Genomic DNA, 22,462 nt, shown 5'->3' with positions numbered 1-22,462 from the left:
TGGGTATAATGAAATCATAGTTATGATACGAAAGTATGCGGTTCTCATCATCATGATATGTTTGCTCAGTACAAATTGGGCGTTTGTCCATGCGCAACAAATTGAGACCAGCAAATTTTTTAGCGAGACCGGGCATTATGTTAAAGGGGATTTTCTAACATTCTATAACAGCAGCACCAATGCGACATTTGTCTACGGTTACCCCATCACGGAAGCATTCACATCGAAAGACGGCGTAACAATCCAATATTTCCAACGCGCCCGCTTTGAGTATCGCGCAGAACTACCTGGCGGCCAGCGTGTACAACTCACTTCACTGGGACAAGCAACCTTCGTCTCAACCGGCGCAGTGAACATAAACAGCCCTGCCGCCTGCCAAACTTATTCAAAAAATAGTCCTGCGGTTTGTTTTGCATTCCTTGAATTTTTCGAAAAGTATGGGGGTACGGCACAGTTTGGCTACCCGCTCTCGGGGTTTGAATACCATGAAAATGTGCTTGTTCAATATTTTGAAAAAGCGCGTCTGGAATGGCAGCCAGGCAAGCCTGAAGGCCAGCATGTTGTGGTCTCGGACCTTGGCCGCATTTACTTCGAAAAACTCAATGAGGATCCCGGCTTGTTGGCGCCCGTAAAAGCGGATAACACCACCCAGAACCAGATAAAGTCGATTCACGTCCGGGCCTTTGTTTTGAAAGCAGTAACATTGAACACCGATTCACAGTTGATCTACATCATAGTTCAAGATCAATTACTTCAAGCAGTTGCTGATGCAAAATGCAGCGCTGTTGTCCATTGGCAGGATGGGCGTACAGACTCAAACACCATCTCCACAAATTTCAGCGGCATTGGCCTGATGGCGCTCTCATTCAGTAACCAGCCTTATGGCAGTTTGGTTTATATCGATGCAACGTGCGTCATCAAAGAAATTAAGGGAAGTACAACTACTTCCTTCAGGATATGGTATTAGCAAAAAATCCCAATCCAATCATCCTGCCCCTTTTTGTTTTCATAAAAATCAATGGTCTGTTCTGAAAAATCAATCAGGCACTTGCGCAGTGTTTCAGGTTCCAACACTTCCACAGCGCGGCCCAGCCCAAGTAAATGCGTGCGCGCTTCGTTAAACAATTCAAACGGCAAGTCAGGGGTTACCCAGCCATCCGCATCGGGGATATGAGATCGAGTGACCTGCCTGCGCGTGCGGTCACCGACATATTCTGCACCTGCCCATCTCGGAATAAGGATGGAAGATTGAAGGGATAATTTTTTTGGGCGAGGCAGCATAGCTTCCCTCGCCAACGAACAGGCGGACTTTTGTCCGCCTGTTTTATTTTCCGTTTCCTTTTTATAATCGCCGTCATTTGGAGACCAAACCATGAGACGAATCATCGCCGCCCTGCTATTGCTGATCTTTATCACCGCCTGCGCCGGATTGAACCAGGCTACGCCAGTGTTCTCCGAGCCTGTGGAAAATACTTCCGAAGAAAGCGCCACGCCCATCCCATCCGCAGGGATTGAGGCCACCGCCCCAACACCTGAATCGAAACCCACGCTCACAGCCACGCCCGTCCCACCGCCCGCGCACTGGTACTGGGCAGTGGAAAACCAGACCAACAAAATAATCGCCATCGATCCGAATGGGGAAAAACGGGAGATCGGAACCCTGTCCGCTTCGGAGGTCGAACATTTTTATCAGGGCTTCACGCTGGATTCCGAGCGGGCATTATTCTTCACAGCCGACGATCAACTCCACGCATACCTGCTCACCATCAACAGCATGCAGTCGATCGAACTCCCGGCAGATACATTCTGGGGACCGGATGCGACCCTCACCAGATCGATCATTTCCGGCAGGTTGAACGACCATATCCTGTTCTCCTACTCAACTCAAGAGGGAGTCATGGATGGCTTCTACCCTGAAAGCGGCGCCGTGCTTTTCATTGACCTGGAATCCCGGACTGCAAAAGTGATCGACGATGCGGCCTATCTTGATATTTCCAGTTACGGTTTTAGCGATCCCCGTTACTGGTTCCACGCATCGCAAGACCAGCGCTATGTGCGCTATATGAACGGTCCCGCGGATCGAGCTGAGCAGGACCTGCACGAAGTGGACTTGCTTAACGGGGAGGTGCGCACGGTTTACACCACCAATCGTTCTCCGTATTACGCGTACGCCTCGCCGCAGGGTGACTTGTGGTATATGGGAAGATCCAGCGTCGTTCTGGATGTCAACGGAAATCAAACAGATTTTAACGGAGAGTCCCAGACCTTCTTTCCGCTTGCGGATGGAAAGGGTATCGTCGCTTCCCCCGACTGCACAGGAACCTGTGAATTGAAAGTGGTCACCCCTTTCGGCTCGGCTCCAGACCTGACCTTTAGCCTGCCCTGGAGCATCATAGATATCTACTACCCAGACATGACCCAATTAATGCCCGATCAAGACCTGATCTTTGCAGGCGCTCCTGCAAATTCCCTGTCTGATACACCATCCATCGTTGACCAGTACCCCAATTGGGACTTTATCGACAACCCTGTTTTTCGCTTGAGCCCGAATGGACAATCCCGCCTGATCGGATTCTACGGTTCCGACACCTCGGATTACGGATTCCCCATTTCACCCGATGGACGATATTACTTTTTGACATCACCGCAAAGTGATTCATTCTTTATTTACGATGCCGTGGAAGATCATTCACTGACCGAAATGCCAAGGTCTGCAGACCTTAATTATTATTTTGACACTGTCAGGTTCTCACCAACAGGCATCATGATCAGTTGGAGAACACGGATGGAAGGAATCGAGAAACAGTTTTTCCATGCATACTCACATGTCTCCGGTACATCATTTACATGGGAGGATGAGAGCAGGGAAGTTTACGCTTGCGTCGATCAACTTGAAGATGCATCCCTAATTTGTTGGACATACGCTGATCTGGATAAACCATCTTCTCTGCTGCGCTACGATCCCGACACAAAGGAAATGATACCTCTGATGGAAAACGTCATTTCCATCATGTCGCTAGATTGATTCACACACGCAATTCCATTATCCAAAAAAGAACAGACGGACTTTTGTCCGTCTGTTCTTTTTTGCTTGACAAAACACTAAAAACTAATATAATTAGAAAAAACTAATAATATTAGGTAAAATGAAAAATCAAACATCCTCCCCCCGCGTACAACGCAACCGCGAAGCCGCCACCCAAGCCATTCTCAATGCCGCCCGTGCCATCATGCGCGAAGAAGGCGTGGCAGCCCTCTCCATGCAGGAACTCGCCCGCCGCATGGAGATGCGCGCTCCATCCCTCTACTACTACTTCAGCAGCAAATCGGAAATTTACGACACCCTCTTCCGCCTCGGCTTTACGATGTTCGACACGCACATCAAGGAATTAATGAAAAATTCCACAGGTCTACGCGACGAACTGCGTATCAACATCGAAGGTTATATGTCCTTCGCGTTGGAAAACCCCGACCTCTATCAACTTTGTTTCGAGCGACCCGTCCCCGGCTTTGTTCCTTCCGAAGAAAGCCTTGCATTAAGCTTCGGCATCCTCAACCAATCTTATCAACGCGCCGATCAATTCAAAAAGCAATTGAACACCAAGCTTACAGGTCAACAGATCGTGGATACGGTCATCGCCATTTCTCACGGTCTCACCGCCATGCATCTTGCAAACGAGCCGCATCTTCCCATCGGGCAGGGACGCTTCGGCTCTTTAATTCCTGTCGTCTTATCCATCCTGGAACAAGCCATGCCCATCAAAGGAGAATCTTAATGAACGCTGCTATTTCCCCTTCGGCCATTGCCAACGCCGAATCTATTCCCTACACTCATGCGGATGAAGCTCATCGCCTCCTGACCACCGCCCTGAGTCGCTTCCTGACTTTACTTGAATCTCTCCGCGCTGACGATTGGTTCAAACCCACCCCCTGCACTGCGTGGAATGTGCATGATATGGTGGCGCACCAAGCAGGCGGATATGCCAGCGGCACAAGCTACAAGGAAATGATTCGCCAATACACCAGCAAACCCAAGCCAGGTCAACTGCCAGAGGATGCGATCAATGCGCTGCAAGTTGGCGAACGCGCCGATAAAACTCCCGCAGAATTGATCGCCGAATTGAAACAAGTTGGCGAAATCGCCGCACACAATTGGGCATACGGCTTCAACGCGATCAAGTGGATTGCCACTCCGCACCCCGTTGGCGGCTTTATGTCTATTCGTCATTTGATGTGGATCATCCACAGCCGTGACACCTGGATGCACCGCCTCGACATCTGCCGCGCCGCGAACCGTCCCTTCGAGCAGACCCGTGAACACGATGGTCGCATTGTCGAACTGGTGGTATTGGATACAGCCAAAAAGCTGACTAAAAAACTCAACGATCAAGCCATCACATTGTCATTGACAGGCATCGCAGGCGGCACATGGCAGATCGGCAAAGGCGAATCCGTAGCCGAAATGGAAATGGACGCACTCGATTTCAACATCTTCGTCTCGGGACGTTTTTCCTACGTGGAAGCCATGAAGCATGTAAATGTTTCTGGGGATAAGAACCTGGTCGAATTCGCTTTCAAGGATCTGCTTGTTTTGTACTAAAAGGTAACGATATAATAAATTCCATGCCTGCCATTTTCTCACTCATCTGCCCCACCTGCGGTGCCAGCCTGCAAGCTGACGGAACGACCCGCAATATTCTCTGCGAACACTGCGGAAATAAATATCTGCTCGACCAAAAGATCGAGCAGATGAATGAGGCCGAACGCGAGCATCTTTCTCCGACAGTCACGTATTCCAACAAGCCCGGTCAATGGATCAAAGTGGCGGGAGTGGATGTTCTTCTGCATAAATTCTCTGTGGAAAAAGTCGGCAAGGAACGTGTGTTTTTTATCGAGATCGAATATGAAAACAAAACTTCCGATCCTTTGAAGTATCGTCACGACCAATGGATCATCTACGACAAAACAGGCTATACCTATGAAGCGGTCAAGGATTTTTCCCATCCGCACCTGTATAAAAAAGAAAAGATCTATCTGGGCATGACGCGTGTCCTGAACCCTGGCATGCGATTAAGAGGCTGGCTCGCATTTGTGCTGCCCTCCGAGAGTGACATCGAATGCCTGCAATTTTCAGCAGGCACGCCGCTAAAGACATTGGAATTCCGAATAACGGATCAGCAGTAAACCCAAAACTGTTGTATAGTGGTAACAGGCAGGGCGGGTCGCTTCGCGTGGACCGCCCTTTTGTTTTATCTGTAATAGAGGAAAAATGAAACGAAACATCCCCCTGTTATTTACATTGGTTGTATTTATATTTGCATGTGGGGCTCCTGCCGTGTCAACCCCGCAGCCCGATAAACAAGTTAAGTCGACATCCACGCCACAGTCTGTGGAAAATACAGCAACCGCAACAAACACTTCAATTCCTGAACCAACCATAACTTCCACCCCCGTGCCGCCATCTCCGCGTTGGTATTGGTCAGTGGATGATTCAGATACGGCAAAGGTCATTGCGGTGAATCAATTTGGGGAGAAGCGTGAACTCGGCGCATTGGAACAGTCAGACGACATGCATACCGCAGTCACACCCCTTGACCATGAACGAGCCCTGCTCTTCCTGGATGCGGACAACACCCTGCGCGTGTACTTGCTTACGCCAAATGGCATGCAAAAGATCAAACTCCCTAACGAGCCTTTTTATTTCAACACTGAATTTTCACAAACTAGCCGTGCGATCATCGGTGTGTATGAGGATCACGTGCTCTTCTCGTATGTGACCGAGAGCGCCAGCAATATCATGCCTGATACCGGTCCCATCTTTCTTATGGATCTAACCGCGCTCACCACCCAATTGATCGATAAGACGGTCAGCCGCGACCCATACAGCAACAACAGCTATTGGTTCCATCCTTCGCCAGATGGTCGTTATCTGCGTTACATGAGTGGTGACCAGAGAAAAATGGACATCCGCGAATTGGACATGGCAACCGGCGAGGCACGCACGCTCTTCACGACCAGCGGCTCATCGTACAATATCCGCACTTCGCCCAAGGGTAACCTCTGGTATTTACGAGCCGATAAAAAGATCCTGGACCTCAATGGCAACCAAACTGAGTTCACGGATGAGTCGCAAACTGTCCGCCCCATGCAGGATGGTAACGTCGCGGTATACCCGCGTGAGTGTGTGGACGATTGCGAGATCAAAGTATTTGCGCCGTTCGGGAACACAACCGAACTTACTTATAAGTTTCCGTGGGTGATCGAAGCGGCATCCATTTACAACAACCTTAATCAAGTATTGCCTGATCAAAGTTTGTTAGTGGCAGGCAGACCGTCTGCCTTTCTATCAAAAACCCCCGCAGCCATGGCGGACTATCCCGATCTGCTGGGGGAAGATAGCCCGCTCTTTCGCCTCACTCCCGATGGACAAGCACGCCTCGTGGGCATTTACATCGGAAATGCTTCAGAAGACGGGCGCTATATTCTTCTGCGATCCTCAGACCAGACGAAGTTCTTTATTTACGATGTGATCGCAGACCGTCCACTCTTTGATATCCCAATCGATTCTACGCTGGAGGATTACTTTGTCATGTCCGCCAGATTCTTTGATACGGGTATGCTTGTCAATTTGAGCGCGTCTGTTCCGGGGGACCAGAGTGCATACCGATTCTTTTATAGTGCGTATGTCTATGACACATCAACCTCCATCGCCTGGGAGGATATCAACGCCGAGATCAATAGTTGTCCCGACCTGCTCGAAGATGGAAATCTGGTCTGCTGGTTTTATCGAACAGATGGCACCAACTTCGATCTTGTCCGCTTTGACCCGGTCGCTGGAACAAGGACAGTCTTGATGGAAAATGGGTGGCTAATCGATTTCACCCAATGATCTTTCAGGTGTGGATTGACGGGCAGCGGTTTTTATTAGCTGAGAAAAAAGGACTGTCAATGGCTTAGCAAAAAGCAGGTGATGGCAAAAGTTATCTATTTTTTTGTGACGGTTCACCTAATAATGAAGGAGTTTGATCATGAATAAAAGAATGACTTGGTACACCGTTGTGTTATTTATTGTTACATCTCTCGCCTGCCAGACATTATCATTTGGCGGTGGAGGCACCGGCACTTCAACTGACGCCCTGTTTACCGATCCGTCTGATCCCGTAAACGTGGCTGTTGAATTGGAAACTCAACAGGCACAAACGGCCACGATCTCGCCTGAGGGCGGGCAGATCACCGCAGTGGATATCGCCGGAAACCGATTCACCCTGGATATTCCAGCCGGCGCGTTGGTGGTGGATACGGAGATCACGATGACACCTGTTGGCTCGATGAACGGCCTCCCGTTGACGAACGGCTTGGTGGGGGCGGTACAGTTCGAGCCTGATGGTTTGTTCCTGTATCAAGATGCCATCCTGACCATTGAACCGATTCAGGAACTCCCGCTCGAAAATCAGATCATCTTCGGCTATGTTGGCAGCGGGCAGGACCTGCACCTAGCCAGCCCTGGTCCGGACCTCGATCGGATTCAGGTGCGTGTCCCGCATTTCAGCGGATTTGGACTTGGGAGCGGGATGGCAACTGACCGCGCCACGCTGCTGCTTAAACGAGCCGCCGATCATGAGATCCGCATCCAGCAACAGGTGGCAGACCTGCTCACCCGTGAACGGGAGGCGCAGTTGCAGGGTCAGGAATCGTCGGTCGATCTATCCGCACTAACCGAGTACTTTAAATCCTATTACGGCCTTGTCGTGCGGCCGCGTATGCTTGCCGCCGGCTCAAGTTGCGCAAACGGAAAATTGGCGATCCAGACTCTGCTTGGTTATGAGCGGCAAAAGCAGCTTTTAGGGATGGATGATGGTAACAACAACAGTATGCAGGATTTAATCGCCTTGATGGATACAGTGTATGCGAAATGTCGCGAGGAAGCGGTCAAAGAGTGCCAGGCGAAGGTTGATCCAAAGATCCTCATTCAGTTTGAGCTTGGATACGAACGCCAAAAGCAGCTGCTGGGATTAGGGGGAGGAAATCCCTCGGTGGCGAACATTCTCGAGGAGGCTGTCAGGATTTGCGGACAGAGTTACTCGATCTCCGGCGGGGCTGATGAATTCTTTGGGACTGGAACCATTTGCAGCATCGAGCAGCCTTGGACAATATCAGGCAGCGGTGTGACTGTGACTTTCACTCCTTCTTCAGCGAATGGCGGGTCTTACAGCTACTCCGGTTCGATGTCTGGCATCGATGTGTCCGGCTCCGGCAGCTATACTGTGATCTACAGCGACGGTTTCGCGGTATCAATCCAAGCGGGAGGCGGGGGGCAGGCTGGCGGCGCCTCAGGGTCTGGCGAGGAGGTTTACACGTTAACGCCCATTGCCAGTTGTCAATAAGATCACTCTTATCCCCGTGTCAGATGCAAGGATTTTATATCCAAATAACAAATTGTTGGCTCATGTCTTGAACTCTGTGCGATCGGGAAAGTTCTTTTTAACGCGAAATACAAAAACAGGGCGACGGGCGCGCAAAATTTGCATTAGGATTTTTGATCTTTGAAAATGCCGCGAATTGTACATAAGTCGCGTTTTTGACCGAAAGATTTATAATCCGTATGGAGGCGCACATGAAAAAATTTTTGGTCTTGCTGTCTATTACAGCCTTTATCTCTGCCTGTTCGCTTGCAAAAACAACAGAAGCACCAACAACCGTTCCGCAATTACAAATCTCCGATCCTGCGAAAATACTCGAAGCGTCTGCGGGTAATGAATTCAAGATCATCATCGACTCAAACCCAAGCACGGGTTATCATTGGGAGATCATCGGAGAAGTAGACAAGAGTGTTGTTGAGTTCATCTCAAATGAGTATCGTGCCGATGAACCTGTGATGCCCGGCTCCGGCGGCGTGGACGTCTGGGTATTCAAAGCCATTACGACAGGTAAGACTGATATCACTCTTGGGTACTATCCACCGTCAAATGACCCTGTAGAACCGCAACAAACGGTGACTTTCACTGTTACAGTAAAGTAGATGAACAAAGGCGACCAAACTTGGTCGCCTTTTATTTCCGAGGAGGAGATATTGAAACGCCTTATTCTATTTACTGGTACGCTCTCGCTATTATTGGCGGCGTGTTCCATCAGCACGCCTGCGCCTACCGCCACCCCAACCGCCGTTTCAACAGTTGCCGCTCCCACGCCGGCCGCGAGTCCCACCGCTACCCCGCTGCAAATGAGCCTGCGGGTGAAGGATGGAACTGTAAATTGCAGGTTTGGCCCGGGGATAAACTACGTCACGGTCAACGAATTGCATCAAGGGCAATCTGCGCGCGTAACGGGCAGGAACGATTCCTCCAATTGGTTGTATGTGCGCGACCCCGGCAATCCCGGCGGATTTTGCTGGCTGTCTGCATCGGTGATCGAACTCGATGGGCAGGCCGACCTGCTGCCTGTGATGCCTCCACCCTTCGTGACGGTGACAGATGTAAGTTTACGGGCTGACCCAACCCGCATCCTGGTGAACTGCTCCCAGTTCCCGCAGACGGTTTTCTTCGAAGCCGAGGTCACCACAAATGGTCCGACCCTGATGACCTGGAAATGGGAAGCTAGCACCGGCGCGATGTCGGATGTTGGCACAATGGTTTTTGAAAGGGCAGGCACACAACTACTCAACGAGTTTTATCCGATCGGCGCGCCAAATGAATACTGGGTGAAACTTCACATCCTCACACCAAACATTTTGGAAAAACAGGTGAGTTTCCCCGTGAGTTGTACTCAGTGATCTGTGGGGGTTCCACCGGCAAGGGACTGTTCGATGCCAGAGTAAACAAAAACTGCAGATGATACTCCATCTGCAGTTTTTCTAAATTGAAGAGTCTAGTGTTCGAACACAACCATCTTATACCCAAGCGCGGTGAAAAATTTGAGCAGATAATTTTCCGCATTGGTTTGTCCCTGCGTAAGGATGCCGTCTTCCAGCGCGGCTTTGCGGATCTCATCCTCCGCGGTCTGACGGGCGAGAGTTTCAAGGTCGGTAAAACCCTTGGTCAACAGGCCGGTTTCGCGGTCATAGACATAGGATTTTTCATTATCAAGTGTGGCAATAAAAATTTCAGTAGGAGGCAGCTTTACATAGAGCACACCATTCTCCAAACGCATGTCGCCGGGCTGTAGTTTTTCCATATCTATGCCAGCGATCACAACACCATGCGCGACGAAGAGCAGTTTATCTCCGAACGCGAAACCAAAGGTACCCTGCCCCACTTCAGCGGTGATCACTTTCTCAATGCTGTATTGAATGGTTTCAAGTCTGGCGATTGCGCGGATTTCGTTGATGTATGTGACGGGGTCGGGTATGATTGTGGGTGTTGGATTCAACAACTGAGCGACCTGCGTCTGCATCGAGGAGTTTGCCTCCTGGATTCCCTGAAACGGCGCGGTGGCGGCATTTGCGGCAGCGGCTGCACTCTCGCGCACGGTTTGTACGATAAAATATACACCTGCCGCCAATACGGCAAGGATCAGGATGGACATGAACGTGTTGAGACTATTTTTCATAACACTCCTTTTAACACATGTCTTATTATAGCAATATCGTGTCTTTGTGCGCCGACAAACCTGCAAGATGAAAAAACTCTTACTAATCCTCTCCCTCGCAATTCTTGGATGTTCACTCCCGGTTCAACTGCAACTGACCAGCGGGACTCCTACACCGTCGCCTGCCCCCACGCAGACTCCCACTCCCGCGCCAACGCCTCTACCCACGTCTGAGCCTGGTACAAAAACAAATCCACTGATCCTGGCCCTGGCACCCTCCCCCCGCCCGGATGATGCAGTTGCCGCCGCCGGTCAGGTGATCGCGGCCTTTATTGAAAAGCAGACCGGCTTCACCATCGTCATAGTTCAGAACACCTCCGAAAGCGAACTGGTGGAGGCGCTGGTAAAAGGTAATGCTCACATCGCATCTCTTTCACCCTATGGATATGTACTTGCCCGTGAAAATAATTCAGTCGAAGCGGTATTGGCGAGTGTGCGCAATGGCGAATTATTCTACGGTACGCAATTCATCGCCAATCGTGAAAGTGGTTTCACCTCATATTTCGACTCGGCCAGAAATGAAAATACTGCCGAAGCTGTTGTGGCGCTCAAACAATTTCAAGATAAAAAACCCTGCTGGAGCGACAGCGCTTCGCCGTCAGGATATGTGGTGCCGCTCGGATTGCTGATGCAGTCTCAAGTCGAGACGAGAAGCGGCGCATTCATCGAGGGGCAGCCCAGCGTGGTACGGGCTGTCTACGCTGACAATATCTGTGACTTCGGCGCAACCTTCATTGATGCCCGTCAATCTCCCGTGCTTGAAGCAGATTATCCGGATGTAATGGACAAGGTCCACGTCATCTGGCGCGCGCCGAAGATCATTCCGTATGAAAATATTTCCATTTCGAACAGACTGCCTTTCGAAATGCGCCGTGTCATCCAGCGCGCGTTCATTGACCTGATGCTCACGCCTGAGGGGAAAGCCGCGGTGCAAACGGTGTATGGATTGGATGAATTGCAGATCGTGGAAGATACAGCATATGACAGCTTTGTGTTGTACCTGCAAGCTTCGGGATTGGAATTGCAGGATCTGTTCAAAGAGTGATGCTTTAAATTAAACCCATGCTAAAAAAAATAATTAAATTTTCAACGCGCTTTGCGCTGATCCTCAGCCTATTGGTTTTATTCGGGTTGTTATTTCCAAAATTGATCGTGTGGTTGTTCGCGTCTCCGCGTATTTTCACAAAAGAAGGCGTGCCTGCCGGGCGTGTGGCGATCGTCTTCGGCGCAGGACTGCGTTACGATGGGACTCCCACGGCCATTCTGAGAGACCGCGTACAGACCGCTGTTCAGCTGTATCAACTCGGCAAGGTGAACAAGCTGTTGATGAGCGGCGACAATAGAGTGGTTGACTACAATGAACCAGAAGCCATGCGCCAATACGCGCTGGGGTTGGGCATTCCCGATGAAGATATCGTTTTGGATTATGCCGGCCGCCGCACGTATGACACCTGTTACCGTGCCAGCGCGATCTTTCAGGTGAATACAGCCGTATTGATAACTCAAGATTTTCACCTGCCGCGCGCAATATTTCTTTGTAACTGGTTCGGCGTTGAATCTGTCGGCGTGGAGTCGAACAACAATTATTACAGAAAGATCTCGCACTTTATCTGGAACACAAGGGAATTATTCGCAACCTCACAAGCCGTCTGGGATGTGTATGCGTTAAAACCCGTGCCTGTGCTAGGTGAGCCTGAACCGATCCACTAATCAAATCAATGGAGAATGTTAATGACCCGTGATGAAGCTCTTAACCTTGTGCGTGAATTTGTAAAGAACGAAGGCCTGGTGCGTCACATGCTGTGCGTGGAGGCCGCCATGCGTTTCTATGCTGAAAAATATGGCGAGGATGTGGAACTATGGGGCTTGCTTGGCTTGATCCATGATTTTGATTGGGAGATCCACCCCACGCTGGAACAGCATCCGCAGGCGGGGTCGGCGATCCTGCGCGAGCGCGGACTGAGCGAGGCGATCATTCAGGATATTCTCAGCCACGCGGATCATTGTGGTGTGCCGCGCGATACCCTGCGCCGCAAAGCGCTCTCCGCGTGTGATGAGGTGACTGGACTGGTGACAGCGGTTGCGTTGGTACGTCCCTCGCGCTCTTTATATGACCTGGAAGCCTCCTCGGTCAAAAAGAAGTGGAAGGATAAAGCCTTCGCCGCCGGCACAGACCGCTCTGAAATGGAACATGCCGCAAAAGATCTTGGCGTTGACATCTGGGAGCATGTCGGCAATGTCATCACCGCCATGCGCAAGATCGCGCCGGAGTTGGGGTTGGTGGGGAACATTCCACAAGGATAAGTATTTGACATTATCGGTAATGAGAAAAAACGCCAGGCTCAAGCGCCGGCGTTTTTGATTCAGGACATCGCAATTATTTATTTTCCCTTCTTATCCTTGTCTTTCTTATCTTTCTTGTCTTTTTTATCATCATCATCGTGCGCCATCATATCAATGGCAACCGCCACAGCGAGGATGAGGATATCATTCTGCCCGGGATCGATCTCAACGCCATACGTATCGGTCAGGCGGAACCATTTCTTCGAGATCTCGGCGACCTTGCTCCAGCCCTGCTTGATCGAATATTCATGGTCAAGGATATTGCCCTGCACAACCAGGTCCGGTCCATTCTTAACCTTCACATCCCATTTGTCGCGCAGTGGAGCGATAAGCGCCTTCTTGATCACAGCCAGGTCCTTGCCGTTCGCGTCCTCGACAACCATCGTATCTTTGATGGTCAGCAGGCGTTCCTTGATCTGACATAGGGTATTTCCGTTTATATCCTCAAAGACCAGGGTCTTGCGAATGCGCAGTACCTTGCCGTCCACTTTGAATACCTTTTGACCGGCTTCATTCTCGATCCAAAAATCATCCCCGATCGAGATCAGGTTCTGGCGTATCTTATAGCGGGACATTTCATTTTTTGACATGTTTGTTTCCTTTTAGGCGGATTGTTCAATTTGACATACTGACTCAAGCGTACCTTTCCAATCTCAATTATACAGAGTATCACTGATGATATTGGGGCAAAAAATACACTCTCAAAAGAGAGTGTATTTTTGCTTATTTTTTCTTCTTCTTAATTGGTTTCGAATCCTTTTTTGCCGCAGGCTTCACAGCTTTCGCCGCTTTCTTATTTTTTTCTTCCTTCTTCTCTTCCTTGATAGTTTTTACAAACCGCTCAACTGTCCAGCCGACAACCACGGATGTAACAGCTTCGCCCGGCTTCACTTCCACAAGCGCGTCGCCTTTTGTGGCGCCCCGTTTGCGGATCCCGGCCGCGTCCAGCCTCGCGGACTTAGGCGCGCCTTTGCTGGTGTGGATGGTAGCGATGTGATTCGGTTTACCGGAAGCGACGCCCGCAATGGTGATCTTTTTCGGCAACTGCCAGGCAACCACACCTTTGCCGTATCGTCCCTGGGTCGGGAATTCTTTTTCGCTGACGCGCTTGGCTTTGCCATCGGAGGTCATCAGGAATACTTCACCTTCGGTGGGCAGGATTTCCGCGCCAACCAATTCAACGCCATCATCTAATTTGATGCCGTTCACCCCCGCGGCGACGAGTCCCATCGGGCGCACATCGTCTTCCTTGAAGCGGATCGCCATGCCTTGAGACGTGACCAGCAGGACATCCTTCTTCAAGCCGTCAGTCAGTCCCACCCAGCCGAGCCTGTCACCTTCGTTGACCCTGGCCAATACAAAGGTCTGGGCGGAAGGGCCAGGCAATTCAGAAACCAGACTCTTCTTGACCATGCCAAAACGTGAGACCGTGATGACACAGGTCTCCGGCGCAAATTCAGAGCGTTTGGCGGGCATGGAGAATATCGCAGCAAGTTTATCGTCCTGGGTTAACGGAGAGGCTTTGAAGTATGGAATGCCGTCGGACAAGTGTCCATTCGAGCCGATCTCAGGCAGGGTATGCAATGCGATCGCGGCAGCCTTGCCGTTTTCAGCCGTAAGATAAAGTGTATCTGTGGATGAGGCCCTCACAAGGAAATGCGGCGCTTCATTCCCGGATGGACGCGGCGCCTTGTCGTCATGCGTGCGGGCCATGATGCCATCCGCGGTCACACCGATCCAGACGGTTTGTTCGGTGATCAGGTCCGTGGCGACCAGGGATTTCACACCCTTTCCACTCTTCTTAAGGTTCACGATCTGTGTACGGCGACGGTCGCTGTAGGCGGCCTTCACACGCAGTAATTCATCTGAAACAACGCCGCGCATTAACTTGGGAGATTTTAATAAATTCGTTAACTCTTTAATGATCCCAGCAACTTCCTTGTATTCGGTTTCGATCTTTTTGCGTTCGAGCGCGGCCAGACGGCGCAGCTGCATGTCAAGGATGGCGTTGGTCTGCAACTCCGTCAGCTTGAAACGCTTCATCAATTTTTGGCGGGCAGTATCCACATCTGGCGCAGACCGAATGATGTTGATGATCTCGTCCAAATTCTTTAATGCGATCAAATATCCTTCGAGGATATGCGCGCGCGCTCTGGCCTTATCCAGATCAAACTCGGCGCGGCGTTTGATGATCGTCAAACGATGTTCAACATAAACGCGCAGTGCCTGCTTCAAAGTTAAGGTGCGCGGCTCGCCGTCCACCAGCGCCAGCAGATTAATGCCGAAGGTGGTTTGCATGGGTGTGCGCTTATACAACTCGCGCAAAATATTTTCGGGTTCAACGTTCTTCGTCATTTCGAGGACGATGCGCATCCCCTGGCGGTCGGATTCATCGCGCAGATCGGACAGTCCTTCGAGATGACCGTCGCGCGCCAGCTCGGCAATGCGCTCGATCAAACTGGACTTGTTGACCTGGTACGGTAATTCTGTAACAATGATTCGGCTCTTGCCGCGTTCCATTTCCTCGATGTGCGCCTTGGCCTGCACCGTGACCCGTCCGCGCCCCGAACCATAGGCAGACTCAATATCCTCCTCCCCTTTTTCCTGAATGATGATGCCGCCCGTGGGAAAGTCGGGACCTTGTACGAACTCCATCAACTGCTCGACGTCAATATCATCAAGCTTTTCCCACTTCTCGATCATGTACACCAGCGCGTCAACGATCTCGCCGAGGTTATGCGGCGGGATGGAGGTCGCCATACCAACTGCGATACCTGTTGCGCCATTCACCAAAAGATTTGGAATCGCTGCGGGAAGAACACCTGGCTCTTCGAGCGTGTCGTCGAAGTTCGGGACAAAGTCAACTGTTTCTTTATTGAGATCGAACAAAATATCCAGCGCGGCGGAGGTGAGTCTCGCCTCGGTATAACGCATCGCAGCGGGCGGATCGCCATCCACTGAACCAAAGTTACCCTGACCATCCACGAGCAAAGTCCGCAGGGAGAAATCCTGCGCCATGCGCGCCATTGCTTCGTACACCGCCGAATCACCATGCGGATGATATTTACCGAGCACTTCGCCCACGATACGCGCAGATTTCTTATACGCCGTATCCGCGCGGATGCCCATGTCATACATCGCGTAAAGAATACGTCTCTGCACAGGCTTGAGTCCGTCGCGCGCATCAGGCAGGGCGCGCGCCACGATGACGCTCATCGCATAATCAAGATACGACTGCTGCATTTCAGTGTCAATATCTATTTTTCTAACGATACCAAGTTCCATAGTTACTCCGAAAATTTAACCACGAAGGGCACCAAGGCAGACAAAGGAAAACCCAACCTTCGCGCTATTTGTTTTCTTCGCAGTGAATGTATGTTCTATTGCGGGGCTTATCTTACGGGGAAAGGGAAAAGGCGTCAAGTGCGAAGCACTTTCTCAACCATTCAGGTGATTGCACAACATATGGTGAATCAGTAAAATTTTTCCCAAAAATTTAGAGGTCACCTGTAAACGAAACCCACAGCTAAAGCAGGGGGCTTTGTCCCTGACCACGAAGGTTCGAGACCATTGGCAGGTTTACTTCTGCCCTGACTGCGATATTCACAGCCGCTACTCTGTCCGCATTGCCAGAGAAGTTGCATGCGCTACAAAGGAAAACAGATTGAGACTTACGATTGGCTTTATCAACACAACCACATTCGGGGCAGGTGCGCGAGGTGTTTCTTGGATCAACGAAGATCACAGGAACCCCCCACGCGCTCGGCTTTGTATACGATGTACTGCCTCAGTTGGTAGAACGACCAATTCGCATGTCTCGCTCTCTGCTTGCGTCCTTTTACCGGAGCCTCACGGATACCGCCCAATTCTTCAAGGGCAATCGCTCGATGAGTGTCATACGCAATCTGTACGAGAATTTTGCTAATTCTATGGTTGGTTATTTTTTGAAAACGGGATTGAACGCCAGATATCTTCTTGAGTTTTCGTGTGGCGGATTTGGTCTGTTTCTTTTGCAAATTGCTTCTGCGATGTCCAAACTTTCGGCGGTTATCTTCGATCGCCGCGCCGCTGAACCCGCCACCGTCCGAAGTTGCGGCGATCTGGACAAGACCCAGATCAACCCCCAACACCCCTTCCACGTCAATTGGCTTGGGTGTCTCCACCTCGCAGACAACCATCAGGTAAAACTTGCCTTTGACCAGACACAAGTCGCTTTCCCCATGCTGGCCTTTGAGCAATTCAAGCTGGCGTTTTCCGCAGGCAAAGGACATCTTTTGTCTGCCCGCTACTGTCCAGAGGCTCAACTCCATCCTGTCCAGTTTGTAGGTCAGGATGCGGTCATCAAAAGCAATCGCGCCATGCGGCTTGAAAGTACGTTTGACTTTTCTATCCAGCTTATAAGCATCTGCAACTTTCGAAATGCAACGAACAACCACCTGTGCTGTCAAGCCAAACATTTCCTTGACAGCGTAATACGTAAGTTTGTGGATTGGAAATTGTTTGAATGTCTGACTCTCCCACGCCTGTTCGCTGATGTAATTGCAGGCGGCGTTTGCAACCTCAAGAGTTTTACGAAGGGCTTGCGCTTGTTCAGGCGTAGGCAGGAGTTTTATTTGAGCGATCAATTTCATGGCGTGATTATACCGCAGCTTCAATCTATTGAAACTGCTCTAGCGAAAGCACATCGCCAGCGGCTATCCCTCTCCACTGCTAAAGCAGGGAGTTTCTTGCCGAGGTCTCGATGAAACTGAATTCAGCAAAAGAAGTTTGGATCGCGCGTACGATCGCGTGGGTTGTGCTTGGTGTCATCTCATGCGGCATATTTTTTTCGGCCACGTTTATGCTTGGACCGTCATTATCTGCAATCCCCGACTTGAATGACACGATCGCTCTGGCGGTGTTCTGTCCGGGCGCCGAATCATCATCCACACAGGAAAGCGCATCCACACCGACCACGAGCGATCCCAATGGCATACGCGGACATACTGTGGAGATCACCTGCTATTTCACGGACGGCAGTACGAAGATCATTCGTAACGAGCAATTTGCACTGGCATCGATTGGCGGCATGTTCGGCATCGGCGGTTTGACCGGCATCCTGATCACAATCCCTTTAATGCTTCTGCCGATCTTCTTAATTCGCAGGAAGAAGGAGCCAGTCTAATCCAGCTGCCAGATCAGCCAGCCTTTATTGACAAATCTTTTTTGCAAGTTGATGGAATAGCCCTTTAACGCAAGACCTTGTGCCGATGCGGCGAACCATTGTTTTAATCCAAACACCCTTGCCGGGGATGTCTCTGCCGCGGAGCGTTTCCATGCTTCGATGAAATCATAAATTAATTCACCCTGCACGACATGGTGGATATAATTCTTCGGCAGCACGGCTTGAAAATCAGTAATGTCGAATCCCAAGCGGAAGTTGGTACTGAAGATCAACGCTTCCATTTTCCATGATCCGCTTTCCATTTTCCGCGCAATATTCGCAACCCAAACGCTTCCAAATGGATTCGATGTGCCTTCGATCATTATTCCGCCGGGCAGGACATATTGAGCGAGCCGTGTGTAAGCGGGATTGAAATCCTTTTCTTCATACTGACGGAGAACGTTAAAGGCGCGTATCAACCTGACCGATTCGCCTGCTTGCAATGGCAGGTTAAATCCACCCAGACGAAAGTGCGTGATCCCGTCTGCATAAGGCAGCGCAGCCTCGACTCTTTCCTTGTCAATCTCAACGCCGAGAATGGGGAGGTTCGGATTCACAACCCTGAACCGCTCCGCGCTTTCGAGGGTGGTGCGCGCATCAAAGCCATATCCAAGATCAACGAATAAGGAACGCTGAAACAGCCCGTCGGTCCGTGTGAGAAGCGAAGGCTCGTAGAGCAGAATAAAGTTATCGACACGCCGCAACCTGTTCGAAGCAGTCTTTCCGCGGGTGATTGATCCAACCGGTTTTTTATTTATTGATTTCGCCATAAAAGATCCAAAATAAAAGCGGCCGTTAAGCCGCTTTTATTTTTTCGTGCGTTAGTCTCCGATACTGCCCATGTCTGGGAGGTTCGACCACTGCGTGGCGTTGTGGACCGTTTCCGTGTCCGCGAAGCGCCCGTGAATGAAACCTGTGCCAGCCGGGATAAGCTTGCCGATGATCACGTTCTCCTTCAAACCGAAGAGCGGGTCGGTCGTGGAACCGATGGCTGCGCTCGCCAGCACCTTGATCGTGTGCTGGAAGGAGGAAGCTGAGAGGAACGAGTCGGTGCTGAGCGACGCTTTTGTAACGCCGAGCAGCACTTCCTGGAAGCGCGCCGCAGTCTTTCCATCTGCAAGCAATGCTTCGTTGGTCTTGCGGATCTCAAGACGGTCCACCGCGTCGCCGGGCAGATACTTGGTATCGCCGGGGCGAGTGACCTGGACCTTGCTCAGCATCTTGCGGATGATGACTTCAAAATGTTTGTCGTGAATGTTCTGACCCTGTGAACGATACACCTTCTGTACTTCGGTCATGAGGTACATCTGGCATGCATTGCGTCCCTGGATCTTCAAGATGCGATGCGGGTTGAGCGAACCTTCCGTCAACGGCTGACCAGGTTCCACATGCGCACCGTCCTTGACGAGCAGGCGTGAGGTGGTGGGGATGTCTACGATGGATTCTTCGCGCTGTTCGTAGGAGACAATGATCTTGCGGTCTTTCTTTTCGACAGCAACACGTCCAGCGTGTTGGGCGGTGATGGTGGCTTTTTCTTTTGAAGCAAGGATGTCGCCAGCCTGCACTTCGTCTTCATCTTTTGCAACGAACTTCCAATCTTCAGGAAGAGCGTATTCATCATGGATCATTTCCGCGTGTTCAATATGAACTTCGCGCATATCCGCATATTTCTCGGACTGCATAATACGAACCACGCCGCTGATCTCTGCGACAACCGCTTCGCCCTTCGGCATCTTGCGGGCTTCGAAAAGTTCTTCCACGCGCGGCAAACCTGTTGTGATGTCCGCAGCGCCCTGAGAAGCCACACCACCGGTGTGGAATGTGCGCAGGGTCAACTGAGTACCAGGCTCACCGATGGATTGGGCAGCCACAATACCAACCGCCGCACCGAGTTCAACGATCTCACCGCGACCCAGGTCAATGCCGTAGCATTTGGCGCAGATGCCGTGTGTTAATTCACAGGTCATCGGCGAACGGACTTTCATTTCAGTCACACCTGCATTGGCGATCTTGCGCGCCAAGTCATGGGTGATCACATCATTGTATTCAGCCAGTACTTCACCGGTATTGGGGTCAAGTACGCGTTCAACAGCCAGCCGGCTGTAAAGACGGTTGCTAATCGGTTGACCGGGCAACATCATCCACCTTGCGGATCCATAATCCTTCGTGCGTTCCGCAATCATGTTCGTTGATGATGATATCCTGTGCAATGTCCACGAGACGACGGGTGAGATAACCCGCATCCGCCGTACGGAGAGCTGTATCCGCGAGGCCCTTGCGCGCGCCATGCGTCGAAATGAAGTATTCCTGCGCTGTGAGCCCTTCGCGGAAGTTGGAGCGGATCGGCATCGGGATAATACGTCCGGAAGGATCTGCCATCAGGCCACGCATACCCGCCAACTGTGAGATGGTCGAGAAACCACCTTTTGTCGCACCGGAGGTTGCCATGGTCGAAAGGTTGCCATCCGGGTCCATGTGCTTTCTGACGGCGATACCCACCTTCTCGGTGGTCTCCTGCCAGATCTGGATCTCGCGTTCGTTCTTTTCCTGCTCGGTCAACAGACCACGGCGGAAGTCGCGCAGAACCACTTCAACCTGCTTGAGCGCATCTTCAATGATGCCCTTACGTTCCGGCGGGATGGAAATGTCCGCAACCGCAAGCGTGGTGCCGGAGATGGTGGCAAATGTAAAGCCAATATGTTTAATGGCATCAGCCACATCGGTCGTGATGACCTGTCCGCATAATTCATAGACTTCAGCGATCAGATCTTTGACTCCGCCTTTGTCAAGTTTTTCATTGACGAACTGTACCTGCTCAGGCAGCACGCGGTTGAACAGGACACGGCCAACGGTCGTATTCAGGATGCGGTACTCGGCTTCGGGCAGGCGATCACCCTTGTCGTCGTACCAGGTCTTCGCGCGGAATTTGATCTCAGAATGAACTTCCACTTGTCCGAGTGCGTAGGCGAGTTCCACCTCATCCATATCGGCAAAAGCGCGGCCGTCACCTTTATGGACAGCCTTTTTCTCCATGGTCAGGTAATACACTCCGAGAACCATATCCTTGGAAGGCGAGATGATTGGTTCGCCGTCCGCAGGCTTGAGCAGGTTCTTTGAAGCCAGCATCAGGTCACGCGCTTCGGCAACTGCTTTCGCAGAAAGCGGAACATGAACAGCCATCTGGTCGCCGTCGAAGTCCGCGTTGAAAGCGGTGGTCACAAGCGGATGTAATTGAATGGCAGAGCCTTCGATCAGGATCGGCTCAAAGGCTTGAATGCCAAGGCGGTGCAAGGTGGGCGCACGGTTCAACATGACCGGGCGATCGCCGATCACACTTTCGAGCGCTTCCCAGACCTCGGGTCTGTTACGTTCGATCAGGCGGCGCGCACCTTTGACATTCGCGGCGTAATTATTCTGAACGAGTCTTGCGATCACAAACGGACGATATAGTTCCAGAGCCATGCTCTTGGGAAGACCGCATTGATTCAACTTGAGTTGAGGACCAACCACGATCACGGAACGACCGGAGTAATCCACGCGCTTACCGAGCAGGTTGCGGCGGAAGCGTCCCTTCTTGCCTTTGAGCATGTCGCTCAAGGATTTGAGTTCGCGGCGTCCGCGGCGGGAAAGCGCCTTGCCGCGCTGGCTGTTATCGATAAGGCTGTCAACAGCCTCCTGTAACATGCGTTTCTCATTGCGGATGATGACATCCGGCGCGCCAAGTTCGAGCAATCTCTTCAAACGATTATTGCGGTTGATCACACGGCGATAAAGATCGTTAAGATCGGATGTCGCAAAACGGCCTCCATCCAACTGCACCATCGGACGCAGGTCCGGAGGAATGACCGGAAGAACTGTCAGGATCATCCAAGCCGGGCTGTTGCCGGAACGGCGGAAAGCTTCCACCACCTTCAAACGGGTCGTGGATTTCTTGCGCTTCTGCTTGCTCTTGGTGCTGCGGACTTCATGCCAGAGTTCTTCAGAAAGTTTATCGAGGTCGAGACGTTCGAGAATGTCGAAGAAAGCTTCGGCGCCCATATCAGCGCGGAATACCTGTCCCCAACGCTGTTTGAGTTCGCGATAGCGAATTTCGCTTAAGAATGTAAAAGGACGCAGTTCCAACAGCTCATCGCGCAGGCGTGAGGAGTTATTGGAGGAAGCGGTGGTTTCATTTTCCAATTCACCGCGCAAGGCTTCCATTTCCTGGTCAGCCGCTGCTTTGATGGTGGCCGCCTGGGTCTTTATGGCTTCCAGTTCATGTATCTTCTTGGTATTTGATTCGCTCTCAAGTGTTTCCAATTTTCTGGTAACGCTCTTTTGAACGAGGGCAAT

22 protein-coding genes are annotated in these 22,462 nt (G+C 51.2%); 13 read left to right on the top strand and 9 right to left on the bottom strand.

What is annotated here, in order from left to right; genetic code table 11:
- Positions 1–22: 22 nt before the first annotated feature.
- Entirely contained in the window at positions 23–967 is a 945-nt protein-coding gene (locus IPL17_RS25645; protein WP_345309934.1) for a hypothetical protein, read from the top strand.
- Here the strand turns inward: IPL17_RS25645 and IPL17_RS25640 are convergent.
- A complete protein-coding gene (locus IPL17_RS25640) occupies positions 964–1,386 on the bottom strand; it encodes a WYL domain-containing protein (RefSeq protein ID WP_345309933.1) in 423 nt (140 codons plus the stop codon). The genes IPL17_RS25645 and IPL17_RS25640 overlap by 4 nt on opposite strands.
- Here IPL17_RS25640 and IPL17_RS25635 point away from each other — a divergent pair.
- The 8 genes from IPL17_RS25635 to IPL17_RS25600 all read left to right on the top strand — a co-directional run bounded on the left by IPL17_RS25635 (position 1,373) and on the right by IPL17_RS25600 (position 9,769).
- A complete protein-coding gene (locus tag IPL17_RS25635) occupies positions 1,373–3,025 on the top strand; it encodes a hypothetical protein (protein ID WP_345309932.1) in 1,653 nt (550 codons plus the stop codon). The genes IPL17_RS25640 and IPL17_RS25635 overlap by 14 nt on opposite strands.
- Before the next feature lie 121 nt (positions 3,026–3,146).
- Positions 3,147–3,776 carry a TetR/AcrR family transcriptional regulator gene (locus tag IPL17_RS25630; protein WP_345309931.1) on the top strand — a complete coding sequence of 210 codons (630 nt, stop codon included), beginning with the start codon at positions 3,147–3,149 and terminating at the stop codon, positions 3,774–3,776.
- On the top strand, positions 3,776–4,600 hold the full coding sequence (locus IPL17_RS25625) for a maleylpyruvate isomerase family mycothiol-dependent enzyme (protein WP_345309930.1): 825 nt from the start codon (positions 3,776–3,778) through the stop codon (positions 4,598–4,600). Before IPL17_RS25630 ends, IPL17_RS25625 begins: the two co-directional genes overlap by 1 nt.
- Before the next feature lie 23 nt (positions 4,601–4,623).
- Complete coding sequence (locus tag IPL17_RS25620) at positions 4,624–5,184, top strand: hypothetical protein (RefSeq protein ID WP_345309929.1); 561 nt, start codon at positions 4,624–4,626, stop codon at positions 5,182–5,184.
- Between the two features lie 85 nt (positions 5,185–5,269).
- Complete coding sequence (locus IPL17_RS25615; RefSeq protein ID WP_345309928.1) at positions 5,270–6,889, top strand: hypothetical protein; 1,620 nt, start codon at positions 5,270–5,272, stop codon at positions 6,887–6,889.
- Between the two features lie 139 nt (positions 6,890–7,028).
- Positions 7,029–8,384, top strand: coding sequence for a hypothetical protein (locus IPL17_RS25610; protein WP_345309927.1), 1,356 nt, complete (start codon positions 7,029–7,031; stop codon positions 8,382–8,384).
- A gap of 230 nt (positions 8,385–8,614) precedes the next feature.
- The gene (locus tag IPL17_RS25605; protein WP_345309926.1) at positions 8,615–9,019 is read left to right on the top strand and encodes a protease inhibitor I42 family protein; all 405 of its coding nucleotides are present in this window, start codon (positions 8,615–8,617) and stop codon (positions 9,017–9,019) included.
- A 51-nt stretch (positions 9,020–9,070) separates the two neighbouring features.
- Positions 9,071–9,769, top strand: coding sequence for a hypothetical protein (locus IPL17_RS25600; protein WP_345309925.1), 699 nt, complete (start codon positions 9,071–9,073; stop codon positions 9,767–9,769).
- Between the two features lie 95 nt (positions 9,770–9,864).
- On the opposite strand, the gene IPL17_RS25595 is transcribed toward IPL17_RS25600, so the two are convergent.
- On the bottom strand, positions 9,865–10,545 hold the full coding sequence (locus tag IPL17_RS25595; RefSeq protein WP_345309924.1) for a DUF4230 domain-containing protein: 681 nt from the start codon (positions 10,543–10,545) through the stop codon (positions 9,865–9,867).
- A 67-nt stretch (positions 10,546–10,612) separates the two neighbouring features.
- Between IPL17_RS25595 and IPL17_RS25590 the strand changes: the two genes are divergently transcribed.
- Genes IPL17_RS25590 through IPL17_RS25580 form a run of 3 tightly spaced genes read left to right on the top strand, consistent with a single transcriptional unit; the run spans position 10,613 to position 12,888 of the window.
- Positions 10,613–11,629 carry a PhnD/SsuA/transferrin family substrate-binding protein gene (locus IPL17_RS25590; protein ID WP_345309923.1) on the top strand — a complete coding sequence of 339 codons (1,017 nt, stop codon included), beginning with the start codon at positions 10,613–10,615 and terminating at the stop codon, positions 11,627–11,629.
- 17 nt (positions 11,630–11,646) lie between these two features.
- Positions 11,647–12,294, top strand: coding sequence for an ElyC/SanA/YdcF family protein (locus IPL17_RS25585; protein ID WP_345309922.1), 648 nt, complete (start codon positions 11,647–11,649; stop codon positions 12,292–12,294).
- A 21-nt stretch (positions 12,295–12,315) separates the two neighbouring features.
- Entirely contained in the window at positions 12,316–12,888 is a 573-nt protein-coding gene (locus tag IPL17_RS25580; protein WP_345309921.1) for an HDIG domain-containing metalloprotein, read from the top strand.
- A 77-nt stretch (positions 12,889–12,965) separates the two neighbouring features.
- Here IPL17_RS25580 and IPL17_RS25575 read toward each other — a convergent pair whose 3' ends face one another.
- The 4 genes from IPL17_RS25575 to IPL17_RS25560 form a co-directional block, all read right to left on the bottom strand.
- Complete coding sequence (locus tag IPL17_RS25575; RefSeq protein ID WP_345309920.1) at positions 12,966–13,517, bottom strand: LURP-one-related family protein; 552 nt, start codon at positions 13,515–13,517, stop codon at positions 12,966–12,968.
- 133 nt (positions 13,518–13,650) lie between these two features.
- Positions 13,651–16,212, bottom strand: coding sequence for a DNA gyrase subunit A (gene gyrA / locus IPL17_RS25570; RefSeq protein ID WP_345309919.1), 2,562 nt, complete (start codon positions 16,210–16,212; stop codon positions 13,651–13,653).
- 241 nt (positions 16,213–16,453) lie between these two features.
- Complete coding sequence (locus tag IPL17_RS25565) at positions 16,454–16,672, bottom strand: zinc ribbon domain-containing protein (RefSeq protein ID WP_345309918.1); 219 nt, start codon at positions 16,670–16,672, stop codon at positions 16,454–16,456.
- On the bottom strand, positions 16,659–17,558 hold the full coding sequence (locus tag IPL17_RS25560; protein WP_345309917.1) for a transposase: 900 nt from the start codon (positions 17,556–17,558) through the stop codon (positions 16,659–16,661). Before IPL17_RS25560 ends, IPL17_RS25565 begins: the two co-directional genes overlap by 14 nt.
- Positions 17,559–17,668: 110 nt before the next feature.
- On the opposite strand from IPL17_RS25560, the gene IPL17_RS25555 reads away from it, so the two are divergent.
- The gene (locus IPL17_RS25555) at positions 17,669–18,091 is read left to right on the top strand and encodes a hypothetical protein (RefSeq protein WP_345309916.1); all 423 of its coding nucleotides are present in this window, start codon (positions 17,669–17,671) and stop codon (positions 18,089–18,091) included.
- On the opposite strand, the gene IPL17_RS25550 is transcribed toward IPL17_RS25555, so the two are convergent.
- Genes IPL17_RS25550 through rpoC form a run of 3 tightly spaced genes read right to left on the bottom strand, consistent with a single transcriptional unit; the run spans position 18,088 to position 22,429 of the window.
- Positions 18,088–18,900, bottom strand: coding sequence for a class I SAM-dependent methyltransferase (locus IPL17_RS25550; RefSeq protein ID WP_345309915.1), 813 nt, complete (start codon positions 18,898–18,900; stop codon positions 18,088–18,090). The genes IPL17_RS25555 and IPL17_RS25550 overlap by 4 nt on opposite strands.
- 51 nt (positions 18,901–18,951) lie before the next feature.
- On the bottom strand, positions 18,952–20,271 hold the full coding sequence (locus IPL17_RS25545) for a hypothetical protein (protein WP_345309914.1): 1,320 nt from the start codon (positions 20,269–20,271) through the stop codon (positions 18,952–18,954).
- Entirely contained in the window at positions 20,246–22,429 is a 2,184-nt protein-coding gene (rpoC, locus tag IPL17_RS25540; RefSeq protein ID WP_345309913.1) for a DNA-directed RNA polymerase subunit beta', read from the bottom strand. The genes IPL17_RS25545 and rpoC overlap by 26 nt, the downstream gene beginning before the upstream one ends.
- Positions 22,430–22,462 lie beyond the last annotated feature (33 nt).

It is taken from the genome of Candidatus Villigracilis saccharophilus (assembly GCF_016711665.1).
This window is presented reverse-complemented; position numbering and strand designations above follow the sequence as displayed.